Below are 14639 nucleotides of genomic sequence, written 5' to 3' on the forward strand. Positions count from 1 at the left end.
GGTTGAGCGTTCGACCAAAGCGGCGGTGTTTCCGCACGTCGCAACCGTCGTGCTCAGGTGCCGAGTTTGCGCCGGACCTCGGCCGCGCGGGCGTCGTCACCCAGCAGCCGGTGGGCGGCCGCGGCCCTGCGGTACTGCTCGTCGGCGCCCCACTGGTCGCCGTGCACGAGGAGGTTGTCGCCCACGGCCTCCGCGGCCGCCGCGATCCCCGCACCGAGACCCGCGCGTTCGAACGCCGCCAGCGCGGCCCGGTGCAGCTCCCCACCCGTGCCGTACGCACCGCGCAGCTCCTCCAGGCGCCCCAGCTCACGCAGGGTCCAGCCCTCCCCCACCGTGAGGCCTTCGCGGCGGTAGAGGGCGAGAGCGGAACGCAGATGGCGCTCGGCGGGCACCAACCCGCCGGCCTGGGCGTAGGCCGTGCCGAGATCCCGCCGGGCGTCTGCGAGTTGCGCCGTGTCGCCGATGTGCCGGGCGTCGGCGGGTCCGGCCCGGTCGCCGGTGTGCCGGGCGTCGGCGGGTCCGGCCCGGTCGCCGGTGTGCCGGGCGAGCACGGGGAGCGCCCGCTCGAGGCAGTCGATCGCCTCGTCGGGGCGGCGCCGGTCCAGGTGGAGGGCTCCGAGGCTGCGCAGGACCTCCGCCTCGCCCACGATGTCGTCCGCCTCCCGGCAGCCCTCCAGCGCGGTGCGCAGCTCCCGCAGCGCCTCCTCGTACCGGCCGGCGCCGCGCAGGACGTCGCCCAGCAGCCGGCGGGTGGCGGTCTGTTCGGGCCGGGCGGCGGCGTGCCGCTGGAGGGCGGCCGCCATGCCCAGATGGTCCACGGCCCGGTCGAGCAGCCCTTCGTGCGCGTACGCGGAACCGAGGCCGCGCATGGCGTGCGCCGTCCAGCCCTGTTCGCCGGAGCGGCGGGCCGCGTCGAGGACGGCCGCCCACATGGCGATCCGGGGGGACTGCCCGGGCCGGCCCTCCAGCCAGGGGTCGGCGGCGAGGGCGAGTTCGTGGGCGTGGCGGTGGAGTCCTTCGCGTACGGCGGCACGGACGAGGTGGGGGACGGCGTGCTGTTCGGCGACGTCCCAGTCCCGGCCGCCGTGGGCGGAGGCGTCCGCGGCACAGGCGGCCAGGACCCGTTCGAGGACCGCCCGGCGGTCGGCGGGCGCCGTCTCGTGGTCGAGGCGCTCGGCGGCGAGCAGCCGGACCAGGTCGTGCAGCAGGTACGTGTCGGGACCCGCGGGCCGGGCGAGCTGGGCGTCCGCGAGCCGGTCGAGGCCGCTTCGGGTGCGGGTCATGTCGAGCGCCGCCGCGGCGGCGGCGATCCGCACGGTGACCGGGGCCGCCGGGCAGGCGCCGAGACCGCGCAGCAGCGCCCGGTCGTCGGCGCCGAGCGCTGCGTAGGCGGCTTCGAACGCGGCGCGGACGGCGACGCCGTCCGTGCGCAGATGGTGGAGACGGTCGCGTTCGGCGGCGAGTCGGCCCGCGAGGACCGATATCTGCCCGGTGGGCCGGGAGCGCGACGCGCCGGCCGCGATACGGACGGCGAGCGGCAGCAGTCCGCAGGCGTGGACGGCGGCCCGCGCCTGGTCGGGCTCGGCGGTGACGCGGTCGGGCCCGGCGACGGCGGTGAGAAGGGCGAGCGCGTCGGGCTCGGTGAGCGGGGCGAGCGGAACGGCGGCTGCCTCGGGCAGGTCCCGCAGGGCGGCCCGGCTGGTGATCAGGGTCAGGCAGTGCTCGCCGGCCGGCAGCAGGGCACGCGCCTGGTCGGCGTCCGCGGCGTCGTCGAGGAGCAGCAGGATCCGCCGGCCGGCGGTGCGGCCGCGGAAACGGGCGGCCAAAGCGGCGGCCGTGCCCGACTGTTCCTCGGCGGGAGCGCCGAGGGCGGCGAGGAGTCCGGCCAGGACGGCCGCGGGGGACGACGGTTCGCCGCGTCCGCCGCCGAGGTCGGCGTAGAGCCGTCCTCCGGGGAAGAGGGGCCGCAGTTCATGGGCGAGACGGACGGCGAGCGCCGACTTGCCGGTGCCGGGGGCGCCGGTCACGGCGATGGCGCGATGGCCGATGCGGACCAGGCGCAGGACCGCGTCCGTCTCGATGACGCGGCCGCTGAAGTGGTCGACGGGGGCGGGGAGTCCGGTCGGGTCCGGCGGGGCCGGGGCGGGGGCCGCGGGCGGCGGTGCGGTGGGGCGCCGCCGGGTTCGCACGCGGCGGACGGCGGTGTACGCGGCGCCCGCCGCCACGGCGGCCACGAGCGGCCAGACGAAGGGGGCGAGCGGGGCGAGCGGGCCGAGGACCGGAGGGAGGGTGCCGCAGGCCGCCGTGTGCAGGGCCAGGGCGAGCGGCACCGCCAGCAGTGCCGATCCCGTGACCAGCACGGCAGTCGTCTGGGTACGCAGCACTGTCCCCCCGTCCCGGTCCCGGTTTCCCGTCCCGTCCTGCCCTGCCCGGCGCCCTGGTCCGTGCCCACGCCGTGCGCGTTCGTCACATTCTGGCCCCGTCCGCGTCCGATGCGCCTGATCGTGACGGGGTTTTCGGGGATCCGTGCGGCGGACGGGGCGTCAGCCGAGGACGTCCGCGAGCAGTTCGGCGGTCCGGGCGACGAGGGCGTTGTCACCGGCGGCTTCGGGGTGCTGCCTGGTCGTCAGGACCGCCAGGACGACGGGGGTGCCGTCGGGGGCCCAGGCGACGCCGACGTCGTTGTTGGTGCCGTACTCGCCGGCGCCGGTCTTGTCCGCGAGGGTCCAGTCGTCGGGGAGCCCGGCGCGAAAGCGCTCCGTGCTGGTGGTGTTGTTCAGCATCCAGCCGGTCAGCCGCTGCCGGTCGGGGCGGGAGAGCGCGTCGCCGAGGACGAGTCGGGTGTAGGTGTGTGCGATGTGGCGCGGGTCGGTGGTGTCCTCTGCGCGCCAGGGCTCTGCCGAGTTCAGCCGGGGTTCCCACCGGTCCAGCCGGGTGACGCCGTCGCCGACGGAGCGGCAGAAGCGGGTGACGGCGGTCGGGCCGCCGAGTTCGCGCAGGAGGAGGTTGGCCGCGGCGTTGTCGCTGTAGCGGATGGTGGCATCGCAGAGTTCGGCCACCGTCATACCGTTGGCGAGGTTCTCCTCGCGGCCGGTGATGACGGCGTATCCCGACTCCTCCGTGTCCTTCTCGGTGTAGTGGATCCGCTGGGCGAGGAACTCGCCCTTGCGGTCGAGGTCCCTGAGGACGGCCGCGACGGCGAGGGTCTTGAACACCGAGCACATGGGGAAGAGTTCGCCGGCACGGTGCGAAACGGTCCGGCCCGTCCTCATGTTGCGGGCGAACACGCCGAGTCGGGCGGAGTGCGTCCGCTCGAGCTCGCGCAGGCTGCGGGAGATGCCGTGCTCCGGACGGGTGGTGCCTCCGGGGCCGCCGTCGCCGTGCGCACCTGCGCCCGGTGCCCCGGCGGGTGGCCCGTCGCCGCGCCGCGCCGGGGTCGCCACCGCGCTCGACGACATGCCCGCGGCCAGCGCGGCCCCCGCTCCGGCGGCCAGCAGTGTGCGACGGGTCCGGTGTGCTCGTGACGATTCCAAGGCCGTGCTTCCCTTCGTCTGCGGCGCTCCGGCCCGCGTGCGGCCGAGGCGCCTCTCGCGGTGACGCGGAGTCCGCGGTGCCCCGCGCGGGCCGTGGCCGCTGTGCCGTCCGCGGTCCTTTGCGCGTTCGGTCCTTTGCGCGTTCGGTCCTGTGCGCCTGCGGTCCTGTGCGCCTGCCGGTGCGCGTGCTGTCTGTGCCGCGCTGTCTGTGTCTGCGTCTGCGCTGTCTGCGCCTGTCCGTGCCTGTCCGTGTCCGCGGAGTCCGTCTGCCGTACCCGGCGACCTCGCCTGTCCCTGCCGCGACTTCGCGTGGCCGTACCCGGCGACCTCGCCTGTCCCTGCCCGGGGGTCCCCGCCCGCCCTCGGCCGGGGTGCGGTGTCTCCCCTCCGCCGTCGCTCCTCTCCGCCTCTGCGATCACTGTTCAGGATGCCGCGGCGGCCCGATCGGTTCCGTGCGTGAGCCGCCGTGGCGGCCCATCCGTTCCCTGGGCCCACTGCCGCGGCGGGCCGATCGGTTCCCTGCAGCGGCGTTGCCCGCGGCGGTCAACCGCCCGGTACGACCAGGCCCGACTCGTAGGCCACGATGACGAGTTGGGCCCGGTCGCGGGCGCCCAGCTTCCCCATGATCCGGCTGACGTGGGTCTTCGCGGTGAGCGGGCTGAGGCCCAGGGTCTCGGCGATCCCGGCGTTGTTGAGACCGCGCGCGACGAGGGCGAGGACCTGGCGTTCACGCTCGGAGAGTCCGTCCGGGCCCGCCTCGGACAGGGGCGCGGGGGCGGCGGCCGGGGCGGCGAGGACCCGGGCGATGAGTCGGGCCGTGGGCCCGGGGGACAGCAGGGACTCACCCGCCGCGACGGTCCGGATCGCGGTGAGCAGATCGGCCGGCCTGATGTCCTTCACGAGGAAGCCGGACGCACCCGCGCGGAGGGCCTCCACGATGTGGTCGTCGGTGTCGTACGTGGTGAGGACGAGCACCCTGACCCCGGCGAGGTCGTCGTCGGCGGCGATGAGGCGGGTGGCCTCGATTCCGTCGAGGTCGGGCATGCGGATGTCCATCACGACGACGTCGGCCCGTGCCGCGCGGGCGAGTTCGACGGCCTCACGGCCCGTACCGGCCTGGCCGACGACCTCCATGCCCGGCGCCGAGTCGACGAGCATGGCGAAGGAGGCGCGGACGAGGGTCTGGTCGTCGGCGAGCAGGACGCGGATCGTCTCGGTCACGCCGGGGTCTCCTTCGCGGTGAGCGGCAGCACGGCCGCGACTTCGAACCCGCCTCCGTCACGCGGTCCGGCGGACAGTGTGCCGCCCGCGCTCCGGGCGCGCTCGCGCATACCGGAGAGGCCGTATCCCGAACCGGCCCTGCCGGCAGGCGCGTCGGCGCGGGGGCCGGCGGAGCCGCCCGCGCCGGTGCCGGACGGGCCGCCCGCGCTGCCCCGGGGACCGGGCGGGCGGCCGTCGTCGGTGACGCTGACGCGGAGCCGGTCGAGGGCGGTGTCGGCGACGACGGTGACCGTCACCTTCGCGTCGGGGCCGGCGTGGCGCACGGCGTTCGTCAGCGACTCCTGGACGATGCGGTAGACCGCGGCCCCGGTCGCCGGAGGGACGGTGGACTCGGGCCCCGGCATGTCGAGTCGCGCGCCCGCGGCCCGTACGAGCGCGGGGAGCGCGTCGAGTCCGGGCAGCGGGCCGTCGTGCCGGTCGCCGGCGCCCCGGAGCACCCGGAGCGTGGCGCGCAGTTCGCCGCGGGCGGTCCGGCAGGTGTCCGCGATCTCGTCCAGCGCGGCGGCGACGGCGCCGCGGTCGAGCCGCTCCGGGTCGACCGCGAGGACGTGCGCGGCGACGGACGTGCGCACACCGATGACGGTGATGCTGTGCGCGAGGAGGTCGTGCAGGTCGCGGGCGATACGGAGCCGTTCCTCGGCGACGCGCCTGGCTGCCTCCTCCTCGCGGGTGCGTTCGGCGCGCTCGACGACCGAGGCGATGTAGCGGCGGTAGATGCGGACGTCCACGCCGAGGAACAGGACCGCGACGATCCAGCCGGAGACGCGCAGGACCTCGACGGCCTCCTTGGGGGCGGCCGTCAGACTCACCGTCACCGACAGGCCGACCACCGCGGTGCCCACGAGAAGGGTGCGCAGCGCGGATCCGGTGGCGGCGACGGTGTAGAGCGCGACACAGGACGCCGGGACCGCCGCGACGTGCGGGTTGTCGAGGGCGTGGTACGGGACGGCGCAGACGGCCACGGCGACGAGCACGAACACGGGGCGGCGACGGCGCCACGCGAGGGGGACGTGGAGCGCGAGCAGCAGGGCCCACCCGAGCGCGTCGGGCCGGCGTCCCACCGGGACGAACAGCGCCGACGCGACGGCGGCGGCCGCCAGCACGCCCGCGAGCACGGCGTCGTTGCGCACGGCGTGCGGCACGTCGCGTGGGTCCCGGGCCAGGGCCTCCAGCGCGCGTTCGCCGAACTTCCCTTGCGGGGTGCGGGTACGGGTACGGGTGCGTTCCACGCGGCTCATCCTCCAGCAGTGCGAACTGTCACCGCCCGTCGCCCAGGGCGTCGAGGGCTGCGGACCCAGGCGCCGGCCGTTCCCCGGGCCGGGCGGGTGGGAAGGGGCGGCGAACGGGACGGCCGGGCGGGGCGGCGGCGGGCGGGAACCGGCGGCCGGATCGGGGCCCCGGGCGGCGGCCGGAGCAGGAAGCCGGGGCGGGAAGCCGGGGCGGGAGCCCGGCCCGCGCCCCGCACGGTGTCGGAGCCTGCCGGGTCGGAGCCCCGGCACGCGGTGGGGCGACGCCGGATCAGCGGTCGGGTCGGGGCGCGGCTCGGGTACCGGCTCGTGCCAGGCGACCCGGCCACCACACCGTCCTGCCCAGCAGCACGCTCGCGCTCGTCACCAGACAGGTTCGTACCAGGAAGGTGTCCAGGAGCACGCCGACGGCGACGACGAAGCCCATCTCGACCATGGTCACCAGGGGCAGGTTCATCAGTACCGCGAACGTGGCCGCGAGGACGACGCCCGCGGAGGCGATGACCCCTCCCGTGGTGCGCAGGGCGGTCAGGGCCGCGCCGGTGGGGTCGGCCCCGGCGAGGGACTCCTCGCGCATGCGGTGCATGAGGAATATGCCGTAGTCGACGCCGAGTGCGACGAGGAACACGAACGACAGCAGCGGCAGCCCGGGGTCGACGCCCGCGAAGCGGAACAGCGGGCCGAAGACCAGTCCGCCGAGACCGAGCGCCGCGCCCCATACGGCGACGACGGCGGCGACGAGGACCAGCGGGGCGACGATGCTCCGCAGCAGGACGACCAGGATCAGCAGCACGGCGGCGAGCACCAGCGGGACGACGATCACGCGGTCGCGCCTGTGGGTGTCCTCGAGGTCCAGTTGCCGGGCGCTGGACCCGCCGACGTACGCGTCCTCCAGTCCGGCCCGCAGGGCCTCGATGGTCGCGGTCTCGCCGGGCGTCTCCGGTGCGTCGTCGGCGAGGACGGTGATCTCCGTCCAGCCGTCGGCGCTGCGTCCGCGCTCCGCTGCGGCCACCCCGTCGGTCGCGCGGGCACGGGCCAGCGTCCGGTCGGCGCCCGCGGTGGGCGCGATGACGCTGATGGGCTGGCTGCCGCGGTCGGGGAACGCGTCGGCGAGGGCCCGCATCGCGGACACGGACTCGGGGCGCTCGGTGAAGCCGTCCTCGCTCTTGAGGGTGCCGGGCAGGGCGAACGCTCCGAGCGCCAGCGCACCGAGGAGGGCCGCTCCCGAGGCGAGGACGGCGACCGGACGGCGTCCGGCGGATCGGCCCACCGCCGCGAACAGGCCGCCCCGCCGCGCGGCCCCGCCCCCGCTGCCGCGGCGGGGGACCAGCGGCCAGAAGACGCCGCGGCCGAGGACGACGAGGACGGCGGGGAGCAGCGTCAGCATGGCCGCCAGTGCGCACGCCACGCCGACCGCGCCGACGGGCCCGAGACCGCGGGCGCTGTTGAGGTCCGCCGCGAGCAGGCACAGCAGGCCGGCGGCGACCGTTCCGGAGGAGGCGAGCACGGCCGGACCGCAGCCGCGCAGGGCCGCGGCCATCGCGTCGCGGGGATGGGGGACGCGCCGCAGTTCCTCGCGGTACCGGGCGACCAGCAGCAGCGCGTAGTCGGTGCCCGCGCCGAAGACGAGGACGGTCATGATGCCCGAGCTCTCGCTGGTGACGGTCAGACCGAAGCCCTGGACGAGGCCGTGGATCACCGCTCTGCTGGTGACGGCGGCCGCGCCGACGACGAGCAGCGGGACGAGCCACAGGAACGGGCTGCGGTAGGTGACGATCAGCAGGACCGCGACGACCACGACGGTCGCGATCATCAGGGTGGAGTCGATCGTCTCGAAGACGTCCTCCATGTCGGCCTGGAGGGCGCTGGGGCCGCCGACCTCGACGGTCAGCCCGTCGCCGCCGCTCACCCGGGCCCGTACGTCCTCGACGAGTGCGGTCCGGGCCTTCTCGTCGTTGCCGGGCTCCGTCGACGACACCGGGAACATGAGGGTGGTGCCGTCCGCTGCGGGTACTCCCGCGGGTTCGGCGGTGAGCCGGTGGGCCTCGGCGATCCGGGCGATCTGGCGCTGCGCCGTCGCCCGGTCGGCGGCGGTGAGCCCGTCGTCCCGCCGGTAGACGACGACGAGTTCGGCGGCCTCGCCGCCGGGCAGCTCCTGCTGGATGCGGGCGGCCTGCGTGGAGTCCGCGTCCGCCGGCAGATAGTCGACGATGTTGTCGCGCTGTACGTCGTCGAGCCTGCCCGCGAAGGGCGCGGCGACGGCGAGGACCGCGATCCACAGGGCGAGGACGGCCCAGGGCAGCAGGGCGCGCGCCCGGCGCCGCCGGCTGGGGCCCGGCGGCCGGGCCACGGCCGGGGCCGCGGGTTTCGTGGTGAACGGGGCCCCCATCTCGGGCCTCCCTCCGGCGAGGTGGTCTGGACGGATCCAGACTCCCGGCGGGAGGGGGGCGTTTCGTCGGGCTGAAGAGCGAGCCCGGCGTTACTGCCCGGGTGGGCCCGGGCGGGCCGCTACTCCCCGGGGAGTACGGCGGTGCCGCGTCCCTTCGGCGCTTGGGGCGGCGCCGTGGCCGCCCGTGCTCGGGGACGGACTGCGTCGTGGGGGCGCGGCGGGCTGCGGTGGGCGACGCGCATGCTTCAAGGCCGGGCCCGCGACGTGCGACGCGCACACCTCAAGGACGGGCCGCGACGCGTGAGACGCGCCGGGGAGCGAGTCGCGACGCGTACGACGGCACTCCTTGCTGCGCGTTGCGCCGCACCGCGTGACGCCTTGGTGCGCGTCGCACCGTGCCCGTGCGATGCGCGCGCCGCACAGCGCGGCGGGCCCGGCCCACCGGCGAGCGTGGCGCATGGCGTGCGCCGCCCAGCCCTGTTCGCCGGAGCGGCGGGCCCGGCCCACCGGCGCGCGCGGCGCCTGCCGCGGCAGACCGACACGGGAACGACGCGCGTGCCGCCTGCCGTGAACGGCCGCCTACGGGGACGGCGTGCGTGCCGCCGCGAGCAGACGGGCCGTGTCCTCGGCGCACAGTTGCAGCGCGTTCCCGACCGTGGTCAGCACGTCGCGTTCCGCGGGGGTGTAGGGCCCGTCGGCGAGGGCGATCCCGGCGCCCTCCAGCAGGATCGATTCGCGCCCGGCCGGGGCGAGATGGGGGGTGAGCGGTTCCAGCGCCTCGTGGAGCTCGATGGCGAGGGCGGCTCCGCAGGGTCCGGCGTCGGTGATGAAGCGGCCGGTGTCGGCGGCGAGCGCCTCCACCATGGCCGTCAGCTGGTCCTCGGTGCAGTCGCTGATCCCGGCGGCGCGGACCGTGGCGACCGCGGTCTGCCGGACCGTGCGGGAGGAGGTTCCGCCGGCGGCGAGGACGGCGAGCGCGACCGTGTGCACGGCGTCGCGGAGCATCGCGGAGAAGCGGCCGGTGGTGGGGTGGTCCAGGGCGTCGGTGCCGAAGTGGCCGTGGCAGGCGGCGCATTCGACGATCGGTCCGGCCTGGCCTCGCGGGAGGACGGGTACGCCGAGGACGGTGAGGCGGCGACGGCCGGTGCGGCGGCGGTAGTTGCGGTCGCCTCCGCATGCGGGGCAGAAGAACTCGCCGTCGCCGACGGTGCTCCACGACGTGCGCACTCCGAAGACACGAAGACCACGATGACCGTGGATGTGCGGTTTTCGGCCGCTCTGTCCGCGGGTTGGCAGCACGTCGCACCTCCGTGACCCTTCGGCAACATTGCCGCGTTGACGTGATGTTAGCCACATCGCGGAGGTGGCGTCAGTACCCGGGCGTCACATCGCCCGGACATGGCCGAACCCCGCCCCTGTGCCGGGGCGGGGTTCGCGGCCGCGGGTGGCGGCGGACGTCAGCGGGAGGCGCGGTTGACGGCCGAGACGACCGCCTTCAGTGACGCGCGGGTGGTGTTGGCGTCGATGCCGATGCCCCACAAGACCTTTCCGTCGATGGCGCATTCGATGTAGGACGCGGCCTGCGCGGAAGCGCCCTCGCTCATCGTGTGCTCCTGGTAGTCCAGGACGCGCGCGTCGACGCCGATCGCGTTCAGGGCGTCGACGAACGCGGAGATGGGGCCGTTGCCGCTGCCGGTCAGCACGGTGTCGGCGCCGTCCACGACCGCCTCGACGGTGAGGGTGTCGGTGCCGTCGGTGTCCGAGGTGGACTGGCCGGAACGCAGCTGGACGCGGCCCCACGGGTCGACGGGGTTGGGCAGGTACTCGTCCTGGAAGACGGACCAGATCTCCTTCGGTGTGATCTCGCCGCCCTCGGCATCGGTCTTGGCCTGAATGATGCGGGAGAACTCGATCTGCATCCGGCGCGGCAGGTCCAGTTTGTGGTCGTTCTTCAGGACGTAGGCGATACCGCCCTTGCCGGACTGCGAGTTGACGCGGATGACCGCCTCGTAGGAGCGGCCCACGTCCTTCGGGTCGATCGGCAGGTACGGGACGGCCCACTCGATGTCGTCGGTCGTCACACCGCGGGCGGCCGCGTCGGCCTCCATGGCGTCGAAGCCCTTCTTGATGGCGTCCTGGTGGGAGCCGGAGAAGGAGGTGTAGACGAGATCGCCCGCGTAGGGGTGGCGCGGGTGGATCTCCATCTGGTTGCAGTACTCGCTGGTGCGACGGATCTCGTCGATCTGCGAGAAGTCGATCTGGGGGTCGACGCCCTGGGAGAACAGGTTCATGCCCAGGGTGACCAGGTCGACGTTGCCGGTGCGCTCGCCCTGACCGAACAGGCAGCCCTCGATACGGTCCGCGCCGGCCATGATCGCCAGCTCGGCGGCGGCGACGGCCGTGCCGCGGTCGTTGTGCGGGTGCACGGACAGGCAGACGTACTCGCGTCGGGTCAGGTGGCGGGACATCCACTCGAAGCGGTCCGCGTGCGTGGAGGGCGTCGAACGCTCCACGGTGGCGGGCAGGTTCAGGATGATCTCGCGGCCGGGGCCGGGCTGCCAGACGTCGCAGACGGCCTCGCAGACCTCCAGGGCGAAGTCCAGCTCGGTGTCGGTGAAGATCTCCGGGCTGTACTGGTAGCCGAAGTCGGTCTCGTCGCCCAGCAGCTTCTCGGCGTACTCCATGACCAGCCGGGTGCCGTCGACGGCGATCTGCTTGATATCGTCCTTGGAGCCGCGGAAGACGACGCGGCGGAACGTCGGTGCCGTCGCGTTGTACAGGTGGACGGTGGCGCGCTTGGCGCCGACGAGCGACTCGACGGTGCGCTCGATCAGGTCCTCGCGGGCCTGGGTCAGGACGGAGATCGTCACGTCGTCCGGGATCGCGCCCTCTTCGATGATCGAGCGCACGAAGGCGAAGTCCGTCTCGCCGGAGGAGGGGAAGCCGACCTCGATCTCCTTGTAGCCGAGGCGGACCAGCAGGTCGAACATCTCGCGCTTGCGGGCCGGCGACATCGGGTCGATCAGGGCCTGGTTGCCGTCCCGCAGGTCGGTGGACAGCCAGCGCGGGGCCTTGGTGATCCGCTTCTCGGGCCAGGTGCGGTCCGGGATGTCCACGGCCTCGTACCGGCCGTACTTGTGGATCGGCATCCCGGAGGGCTTCTGGGTGTGCGTGGCGTTGGTGATCGGCGTGGGTCGGCCGTTCCACTGCGACTGTGACATTGCGTCGGGCTCCTCGGGGTCCTGCGGGCTGGGGTCCTCCCCCGCCCTCGGGCGGTGGGAGGGGCCGACTGTCAACGCAGCACCAGACTCCGCGGGGAGGGGGTCGGCCTACGACTACAGGCCCTCGCCGCGGCAGCTAAGAAGAAGCAGCCCGAAACGCATGATGCGGACGAGCCTAGCCGAGCTTCGGCGCGGGCGCCGGTCCCGTTTCAGTATGCGGGACGACCGATCAGTAACGGGCAAATGTGACAGATCACTCCATTTCACTAATCATCGTCGCATCCAGTGACAGTCGGGTGGCGCAGTGCCACATTGCCAGACATGGACTCCTTCACGCCTGTCTTCTGCGGCATCGTGCCGCCGCACCTCCTCGACAAGCTCGCGCGTGCCGGTGATCCGGCCGTGGCCGCCGCGGCCCGCCGCACCCTGGTGGCGGACGCCGCGCACCGCACGGGCCGTCGGCTGACCACCGTCACCGGCGCCCCGGCACCCTCCCAGGAGGTCGTCCCGGGCCCGCAGCGCACGCTGTACGACGCCGGGAACACGACCGCACTGCCCGGCACGAAGGTGCGCTCCGAGGGCGACGAGCCCGTCCAGGACGCCACCGTCAACCGCGCCTACGCCGGGCTGGGCGCGACGTTCGACCTGCTGATGACGGCGTACGGACACGACTCGATCGACGGCGCCGGCCTGCCCCTGGACGCGACCGTCCACTACGACGAGAAGTACGGGAACGCCTTCTGGAACGGCGAGCAGATGGTGTTCGGCGACGGTGACGGCGAGATCTTCCTCGACTTCACCGGCCCGGTCGACGTCATCGCCCACGAGCTGGCGCACGGCTTCACCCAGTACTCGGCCAACTTCACCTATTTCGGCCAGCCGGGCGCGCTGAACGAGTCGGTGTCGGACGTCTTCGGCTCGCTGGTGAAGCAGTACACGCTGGACCAGAGCGCGGACCGGGCCGACTGGCTCATCGGCGCGGGCCTGCTCGCGCCCGGGGTCAGCGGGGTGGCGCTGCGGTCGATGAAGGCGCCGGGCACGGCGTACGACGACGATGTGCTCGGCAAGGACCCGCAGCCGGCGACGATGGCCGACTACGTCCGCACGGGCCGGGACAACGGCGGCGTCCACATCAACTCGGGCATCCCCAACCACGCCTTCTACCTGCTCGCCACCCAGCTGGGCGGCAAGGCGTGGGAGCGGGCGGGACAGATCTGGTACGACACGATGACGTCGGGAAAGCTGCAGGTCGACGCGTCGTTCGCCGACTTCGCCCGGGAGACCGTCGAGGCGGCCACCGCGCGCTACGGGAGCGGCGAGGAGCGCGAGGCCGTGGTGAAGTCGTGGTCCCGGGTCGGTGTGCCTGCCAACTGAACGGGATCCGTACTAGACAGGAGCCATGCGCATCCACGTACGACGCACGGGCGGCTTCGCCGGCATCGAGCGGGTCTCCGAGGTCGACACCGCGGGGCGGCCCGACGCCCGGGAATGGCACGCCCTGGCCGAGGAGGCGGTGGGCGGGGGCCGGGACACTCCGCCGGTGGGGGTACCGGACGGCTTCCAGTACCAGCTCACGGTCGACGGAAGGACGGTGTACTGCGCCGACCCGCGGCTGACCGAGGCACAACGGAAGCTGATCACCCGGGTGCTGAAGGAAGGCTCCTGACGGGCGGAGCGGTACCCGCGGCCCCGGCCGTGCACGCGTGCCCACCGGGGGCCCGGCGCCGGAACCGGTCGGGTACCGGGCAGGGCGGGGCCGGGGCCTGGTGCCCCGAGGCACCGGGCACGGGCCTGCGGCGGGCCGGCCGGTGCTGTCGGCCCGCCACCGGTCGGCCGGCGGTCAGAAGCCGAGTTTGCGCAGCTGCTTCGGGTCCCGCTGCCAGTCCTTGGCGACCTTCACATGCAGATCGAGGAAGACGGGGGTGCCGAGCAACGCCTCGATTTGCTTGCGGGACTTGGTGCCGACCTCCTTGAGGCGGCTGCCCTTCGGGCCGATGATGATGCCCTTCTGGCTGGGGCGCTCGATGTAGACGTTGGCGTGGATGTCGAGGAGCGGTCTGTCCGCCGGCCGTCCCTCGCGCGGCAGCATCTCCTCGACCACGACGGCGATCGAGTGCGGCAGCTCGTCCCGCACGCCTTCCAGCGCCGCCTCGCGGATCAGCTCGGCGACCATGACCTGCTCCGGCTCGTCCGTGAGATCGCCCTCCGGGTAGAGCGGGGGGCTCTCCGGGAGCAGCGGGACGAGGAGGTCGCCGAGGAGGGTGACCTGCTTGCCGCCGACGGCCGACACCGGGACGATCTCCGCCCACTCGAGTCCGAGCTCGCTGCCGAGGCGGTCGACGGCGACGAGCTGCTCGGCCAGCGTCTTGGAGTCGACGAGGTCGGTCTTGGTCACGATGGCGACCTTGGGGGTCTTCTTGATCCCGGCGAGCTCCTTGGCGATGTAGCGGTCGCCGGGGCCGAGCTTCTGGTCGGCCGGCAGGCAGAAGCCGATCACGTCGACCTCGGCCCAGGTGGTGCGGACGACGTCGTTGAGCCGTTCGCCGAGCAGGGTCCGCGGCTTGTGCAGGCCGGGGGTGTCCACGAGCACGAGCTGGGCGTTCAGGTCGGGCCGGTGGACGATGCCGCGTACGGTGTGGCGGGTGGTCTGGGGCCGGTTGGAGGTGATGGCCACCTTCTGGCCCACCAGAGCGTTCGTGAGGGTGGACTTGCCCGCGTTGGGGCGGCCGACGAAGCAGGCGAAGCCGGCGCGGTGCGGCGCCTCGGAACGGGGGGTGTGAACGCTCATGCGGGCCATTCTCCCCGATTCGCGGGGCGGTCAGGTACCAGGTGCCCGGCCGGGCGCGCACGGGCGCCGACCGCGGGGGTGGCGTCCGGGCCCGGTGCGGCGGGCCGGACCGGATCCCGGGCCGGGTGCGACCCGCCAGACCGGGTCCGCGCCGCCGCCGGCGGACCGGTCGGGCCCCCT

General features: G+C 74.2%; 10 protein-coding genes. 2 read left to right on the forward strand and 8 right to left on the reverse strand.

Annotation, left to right across the window (positions count from 1 at the left end; genetic code table 11):
* Window positions 1–53: 53 nt before the first annotated feature.
* The 7 genes from QRN89_RS11275 to leuA form a co-directional block, all read right to left on the reverse strand.
* Window positions 54–2384: a tetratricopeptide repeat protein gene (locus QRN89_RS11275; protein ID WP_290349220.1), complete on the reverse strand. Its 2331-nt coding sequence runs from the start codon at window positions 2382–2384 to the stop codon at window positions 54–56.
* A gap of 159 nt (window positions 2385–2543) precedes the next feature.
* The gene (gene bla, locus QRN89_RS11280; RefSeq protein ID WP_399010554.1) at window positions 2544–3533 is read right to left on the reverse strand and encodes a class A beta-lactamase; all 990 of its coding nucleotides are present in this window, start codon (window positions 3531–3533) and stop codon (window positions 2544–2546) included.
* A 543-nt stretch (window positions 3534–4076) separates the two neighbouring features.
* Window positions 4077–4754 (reverse strand): response regulator, encoded by a 678-nt coding sequence (locus tag QRN89_RS11285; RefSeq protein WP_290349221.1) that lies wholly within the window; start codon window positions 4752–4754, stop codon window positions 4077–4079.
* Window positions 4751–6052: a sensor histidine kinase gene (locus QRN89_RS11290; RefSeq protein ID WP_290349222.1), complete on the reverse strand. Its 1302-nt coding sequence runs from the start codon at window positions 6050–6052 to the stop codon at window positions 4751–4753. The genes QRN89_RS11285 and QRN89_RS11290 overlap by 4 nt, the downstream gene beginning before the upstream one ends.
* Before the next feature lie 280 nt (window positions 6053–6332).
* Window positions 6333–8450: an MMPL family transporter gene (locus QRN89_RS11295; RefSeq protein ID WP_290349223.1), complete on the reverse strand. Its 2118-nt coding sequence runs from the start codon at window positions 8448–8450 to the stop codon at window positions 6333–6335.
* A gap of 579 nt (window positions 8451–9029) precedes the next feature.
* Window positions 9030–9749 carry a TerB family tellurite resistance protein gene (locus QRN89_RS11300; protein WP_290349224.1) on the reverse strand — a complete coding sequence of 240 codons (720 nt, stop codon included), beginning with the start codon at window positions 9747–9749 and terminating at the stop codon, window positions 9030–9032.
* A 158-nt stretch (window positions 9750–9907) separates the two neighbouring features.
* The gene (gene leuA, locus QRN89_RS11305) at window positions 9908–11671 is read right to left on the reverse strand and encodes a 2-isopropylmalate synthase (RefSeq protein ID WP_290349225.1); all 1764 of its coding nucleotides are present in this window, start codon (window positions 11669–11671) and stop codon (window positions 9908–9910) included.
* A gap of 321 nt (window positions 11672–11992) precedes the next feature.
* Between leuA and QRN89_RS11310 the strand changes: the two genes are divergently transcribed.
* Both QRN89_RS11310 and QRN89_RS11315 read left to right on the forward strand, forming a co-directional pair.
* Window positions 11993–13045: a M4 family metallopeptidase gene (locus tag QRN89_RS11310; RefSeq protein ID WP_290349226.1), complete on the forward strand. Its 1053-nt coding sequence runs from the start codon at window positions 11993–11995 to the stop codon at window positions 13043–13045.
* Window positions 13046–13070: 25 nt separating this feature from the next.
* The gene (locus QRN89_RS11315) at window positions 13071–13337 is read left to right on the forward strand and encodes a protealysin inhibitor emfourin (protein WP_290349227.1); all 267 of its coding nucleotides are present in this window, start codon (window positions 13071–13073) and stop codon (window positions 13335–13337) included.
* 174 nt (window positions 13338–13511) lie between these two features.
* Here the strand turns inward: QRN89_RS11315 and era are convergent, their stop codons facing one another.
* The gene (gene era / locus QRN89_RS11320; RefSeq protein ID WP_290349228.1) at window positions 13512–14459 is read right to left on the reverse strand and encodes a GTPase Era; all 948 of its coding nucleotides are present in this window, start codon (window positions 14457–14459) and stop codon (window positions 13512–13514) included.
* Window positions 14460–14639: the final 180 nt, after the last annotated feature.

The sequence above is a fragment of the Streptomyces sp. HUAS CB01 genome, assembly GCF_030406905.1.
GTDB lineage: Bacteria > Actinomycetota > Actinomycetes > Streptomycetales > Streptomycetaceae > Streptomyces > Streptomyces chengbuensis.